Raw genomic sequence first — 5,073 nt, forward strand, 5'->3', positions numbered from 1 at the left:
ATGGTGTGGAAGTACACGGCGCCAACGGCTACCTGATTGACCAATTTCTGCGCGACACGCCCAACCAGCGCACCGATGCCTACGGTGGCTCGCTGGAGAACCGCGCCCGCTTCCTGTTCGAGGTGCTCACCGCCGTGACCCAGGCCATCGGCTCCGAGCGCGTGGGGCTGCGCCTGTCGCCGCTCAACAGCTACAACAGCATGAAGGACAGCGACCCGCTGGCCCTCATCGGCTTCCTGGCCGATAGGCTCAATGCCTTCAAGCTAGCCTACCTGCACGTGATGCGCGCCGACTTCTTCGGCGTGCAAAAGGCCGATGTCATGCCCATAGCGCGTGAAAAGTACAAGGGTGTGTTGGTGGGCAATATGGGTTACAGCGCTGATGAGGCAGAGGCAGCTATTGCCGCAGGTAAGCTTGACGCTGTGGCCTTTGGCACCGCCTTCCTGGCTAACCCGGACCTGCCCGCACGCATCAAGGCCAATGCACCGCTGAACGCGCCTGACTCAGACACGTTCTACGCAGGTGGCGCCAAGGGCTACACAGACTATCCGACACTGCAGGTCGCTTGAATCACCGCCCCACAAGATTAGAGAAACGAGCCGCTTTATACCCAAGGCTCTGCCCTTCGGTCTTGCGAAGCTGTGAATCGATGGCGTCTACCGAGTGGTCTGCATCGTCAAGATCTGCAATTGATAACTTTCTTCATCCTTCTGTCACACCTACGCCGTCGCAGCCTTGCAATAAATCTAAAGCGTTTGTGATGCACTACGATACTTTGAAGAAGTCATTCGTAAGTGACGACATCTGGCCGAGAGCGTGAATCTGGCAACGTGTCTGGAAGCTGCCCTTCGTTGTCGTAGCCCGACTTCCTTGCAGCATCGCTAGGCTGGTGTCTCAGCGCCTTGAAGCGCATCCTGTCGAGCCCTCAACTCGATAGGAGATCATCATGGATACCGAAGGCCAAACCGCACATCACGAGCCGTGGAACAAAGGCAAGATTGTTGGGCAGAAGGCACCCTTCAAGGTGAAAGACATCTGGGCGCTGCGCTTACGCCTTCAGATGGAAGGGCGGGTTCGTGAACTCGCGCTGTTCAACCTCGGCATTGACAGCAAACTTCGCGGATGCGATCTCGTTGCACTCAAAGTGCGTGACGTGACCCATGGTGACCAAGTGGCTACGCGGGCCATCGTCATGCAGCACAAGACCAAACGACCGGTCCAGTTCGAGATCACTGGAGTCACCCGGGAAGCCCTGCAAGCCTGGATCAAGAAGGCAGAGCTGAAGTCAGATGACTTTCTCTTCCCCAGCCGACTTCACGAGTCACCACATTTGGGAACCAGGCAGTACGCCCGGATTCTTGGGCACTGGGTGGACGAACTTGGGTTGGATCGATCTGAGTACGGGACCCACTCGATGCGCAGGACCAAGGCAACTTTGATCTATCGCCGGACCAAGAACCTGCGAGCAGTGCAGTTGCTGCTCGGCCATTCCAAACTTGAGTCCACGGTGAGGTACCTGGGTATCGAAGTCGACGACGCCCTTGAGATCTCCGAGTAGACAGAGATCTGAATTGAGCGATGGGAGCGGCACGCCCCAGTGCAGGGGTAGCCGCCCTCAATGGCAGCTTTGTGGAGTTCGACGGAAGCGGCGCTCTCGGCCACAAGCGGCCAGTCGCTGATGGTGTCGCGTCGCGCCTGCTACCGGTCGTGCGGCTCAATCAGCCAGCGGCCTTGATGAGTTGCAGGACCTCCCGGAACTTCGGGTGCTGGCAATTGCCAAGCCACTCGAACAGCACCATTTCGTGGGTCACGACCGTGGCACCCGCTTGCGACAGCCGGGTCATGGCCGCTGCGTGATCTGCCTGCCGTCGCGAACCGCTGGCATTCGCAACCACCCAGACGCGCTTGCCCGCACGCAGCAAGCCCAGCGCCGTCTGCATCATGCAGACATGGGCCTCGCATCCGGCGACGACGACCTGATCGCCCGTCGGCTTCGCGTCATGCAATGCTTCGATCAGTCCATCGGCACAAGCATCGAAATGCGTCTTGGCCAGCGTGGCCTGGCACTCGGCCCGGATCTTCACGACGTTCGGACCTAGGCCCGTGGGGTTCTGTTCGGTGCCGAGGACAGGGATGTCCAGGACGCGGGCCGCTCGTGCCAACAGGACGCCGTTGGCAACCACTGCAGCCGCGTCGTGGATGGCTGGCATCAGTCGGGACTGGTAGTCCACGAGTACCAGCGCACAGTCCCTCGCTTTCACGGCGTCCATGTTCATGCCTCCCCTGGACGTTCTCCGCGACCCGACGCGCGGCCCAGCAGTTGCCGAAGGTAGGTGTCGAAGAGATCCTGCGATGCCTGCTTGAACATGCGGATCCGCCCCGTGTGGCTGAGCACGAGCAGGCCAACCGAGTGCGCAAAAAGCGCCGTCACTTCTTCCAGGGCGCGCTTCGGGGGCTGCCCCAGTGCCTGCAGGGCATCCTGGACCGGCTGCAACGCGTCACGAAGACGCGCGTTCAGCTTTTCGTTCAGCTCGGGCGTCAACCCACGAGGATTCATGCCCTGGAACAGGTAGAAGCCAAGGTCCAGGTCACGCGGGTTCTCGCGGTAGAAGTCGAAGAACGCTGTTGCCGCAAGTCGCACATGCTCGGCGGCGCCGGTGCGGCCGTCGAGGGCGGCCTGCACCTGCGCATTTAGCCGCTCCAGCGATTCCGACAGCAGGGCACCGTACACCTCTTCCTTGCTGGCGAAGTAGCTGTAGATCGCGCCCACGGTGTAGCCGGCACGCTGAGCGATCTCGCGCATGCTGGTCTTCTCCATGCCCAGGTCGAAGAACGCCGAGCGTGCCGCGTCCAGCACCGCGCGGCGCCGAACGTCGGCCAGCGCCTGCTTGAGCACCTCGCGCGGCTGGGCCGCAGCCCGCTTGGCAGCCGGGCGGCGGGAGGTCGTCGTCGATGTAACCATGGGCCATTGTAAACGTTGACCATTTGCATTGAACAGTGTTTAATTGAGATGCTAAATGTTCAATCTGCCTGGAGACAACCATGCCTGCCGCTTCCTCCGACGCCGTCACCAAAGTCAACCTGATGTCCGGCGACGCCTACCGCGAGTCGCTGCGCCGCTACAAGCCGAAGGTCTTTGTCGATGGTCGCGAGGTGACCAGCGTGGTCGATGACCCGTCGCTGCGCCCCGGCGTCAACGCCCTTGCATTCACCTACGACTACGCTCTGCGCGATGAGTTGGAGCCGATCGCACTGGCCACCCAGACCAGCCGCAACCGGGTCGTCAGCCGCATGCTGCACGTCAACGAGTCGGCAGGTGACCTGCTGAACAAGCTGGAAGCCGTGCGGGTGCTGTGCCAGGAGACCGGCTGCGCACAGCGCTACCTGGCGCACGACGCGCTGAACGGTATCGCCCAGGCCACGGCCCGCATCGACGATGCCAAGGGCAGCACCGAACACCGCGGCCGCTTCGAGGCCTACCTGGCCCATGTGCAGGACAACGACTTGTCGCTCGGCATTGCAATGACCGACGCCAAGGGCGACCGCAGCCGCAAGCCGCACCAGCAGGCCAACCCCGACACCTACGTTCATGTCGTGGAGCGCAGCGCCAAGGGCATCGTCATCAGTGGCACCAAAGCCATCGTCACCGGCGGCCCGTACATGCACGAGTTCCTGATCATGCCCAGCCGCAACATGGGCCGCGAGGACGCTGACTTTGCGGTGTGCTGCGCGGTGCGTGTGGACGAGCCGGGCATCACCATCGTGTCCCGCCCGGCAGGCCGACCGGGCGAGAAGGTCGAGCATGGCGAGGCGCTGTTCTCGCGCAAGTACGGCCAATCGACCGCCGTCGTGATCTTCGACAGCGTGTTCGTGCCGTGGGACCGTGTGTTTTTCGCCGGCGAATGGGCGTACAGCCATGTGCTGACCTACAGCTACGCCACCCACCACCGGCACAGCTGCATCGCCGCCCGGGCCGGCTTCGGTGACCTGCTGATCGGCGCGGGCGCGCTGATGTGCGAGGCCAACGGGCTGGACCCGAGCAAGAAGAGCAACCTGCGCGACCCGATGGTCGAGCTGATCACCATCACCGAAAGCTTCTTCGCCTGCGGCGTGGCGGCCAGCGTCTACGCGGAGAAGGACCCGCACAGCGGCTCGTTCATGCCCGAGCCGGTGTTCAGCAACATTGGCAAGCTGCTGCTGGCGACCAAGATCTACGACATGCACCGCATCGCGCACGAGGTGTCGGGCGGTCTGATCGTCGCTTTGCCCGGCCCGGACGAGGACCACAACCCGGCCACGGCCGCGAAGTTGTCCGAGGTGCTGCAGGCGACGCCGGACATCCCCTACGACAAGCGCATCCAGACGGCGCGCTTCATCGAAGACCTCACCGCTTCCTACCAGGGCGGCTGGTACTCGGTGATCAGCCTGCACGGCGGTGGCTCACCGGCGGCGATGAAGCAGGAGATCTGGCGCAACTACCCGGTGGGGTCGAAGGTAGAACTCGTGGAGCGTCTGCTGGAGCGCGGCGTGCTGCATGACGAAAAGCGAGGCATAACGAAGAACCGGCAGCCAGGGAAGTGCTGCGACACCGGCTGCACCACGCCGGGCCAACCGGTGATGGTGGCGTTGCCCGAAAGTCGGCGCGCCGGCGTTGCGGAATGAATGACGGCTCCGGCGGGTCGGCCCACTACAGCGAACTTCCGCTGGGGGTCGAGAGCGTGAGTTGGCTCCCGCGAACAGCGGACATTCGGCAGTGAGCTGGCTAGGAGACGTGCAGCCCACTACCCCGGAGGACCGAAGTTCCCTCGATACCGGTCATTGTCGCGGCCGCGCTGCTTGGTGAACCGATGACAGCTTGGTGCCCGGCATCATGAAGCCGGATCAGATCCGCGACCGGCTCCAACCGCTGCACTGGCGTCTTTGATGGAGCCGTTCGTTGAACGGGTTGATGTGCAGGCGATCCGCACCTATCAGGTGTCGTTTCACAGACGCCGCACAGTCACATCTACCGACCAAGCGTCCCCAAACGAAAACACCCCCGTCAACCTCCCCCCCACCTCCAGCTCACAAGCC

At 62.6% G+C, this 5,073-nt stretch carries 4 protein-coding genes and 1 pseudogene; 3 read left to right on the plus strand and 2 right to left on the minus strand.

Features of this window, described 5'->3' with window-relative positions; genetic code table 11:
* Together DBR23_RS01735 and DBR23_RS01740 are read left to right on the plus strand one after the other, a co-directional pair.
* Nucleotides 1–569, plus strand: a pseudogene (locus tag DBR23_RS01735) (alkene reductase); the annotation flags it as partial.
* A gap of 377 nt (nt 570–946) precedes the next feature.
* Nucleotides 947–1,558: a tyrosine-type recombinase/integrase gene (locus DBR23_RS01740; protein WP_108497106.1), complete on the plus strand. Its 612-nt coding sequence runs from the start codon at nt 947–949 to the stop codon at nt 1,556–1,558.
* 160 nt (nt 1,559–1,718) lie between these two features.
* Here the strand turns inward: DBR23_RS01740 and DBR23_RS01745 are convergent, their stop codons facing one another.
* Nucleotides 1,719–2,270 (minus strand): hydrolase, encoded by a 552-nt coding sequence (locus tag DBR23_RS01745; RefSeq protein WP_060985373.1) that lies wholly within the window; start codon nt 2,268–2,270, stop codon nt 1,719–1,721.
* 2 nt (nt 2,271–2,272) lie between these two features.
* Complete coding sequence (locus tag DBR23_RS01750) at nt 2,273–2,962, minus strand: TetR/AcrR family transcriptional regulator (protein ID WP_060985374.1); 690 nt, start codon at nt 2,960–2,962, stop codon at nt 2,273–2,275.
* 80 nt (nt 2,963–3,042) lie between these two features.
* Between DBR23_RS01750 and DBR23_RS01755 the strand changes: the two genes are divergently transcribed.
* Nucleotides 3,043–4,662, plus strand: coding sequence for a 4-hydroxyphenylacetate 3-hydroxylase family protein (locus tag DBR23_RS01755; RefSeq protein ID WP_108497107.1), 1,620 nt, complete (start codon nt 3,043–3,045; stop codon nt 4,660–4,662).
* Nucleotides 4,663–5,073: the final 411 nt, after the last annotated feature.

It is taken from the genome of Acidovorax sp. HMWF018, from assembly GCF_003061035.1.
Lineage (GTDB): Bacteria > Pseudomonadota > Gammaproteobacteria > Burkholderiales > Burkholderiaceae_C > Acidovorax > Acidovorax delafieldii.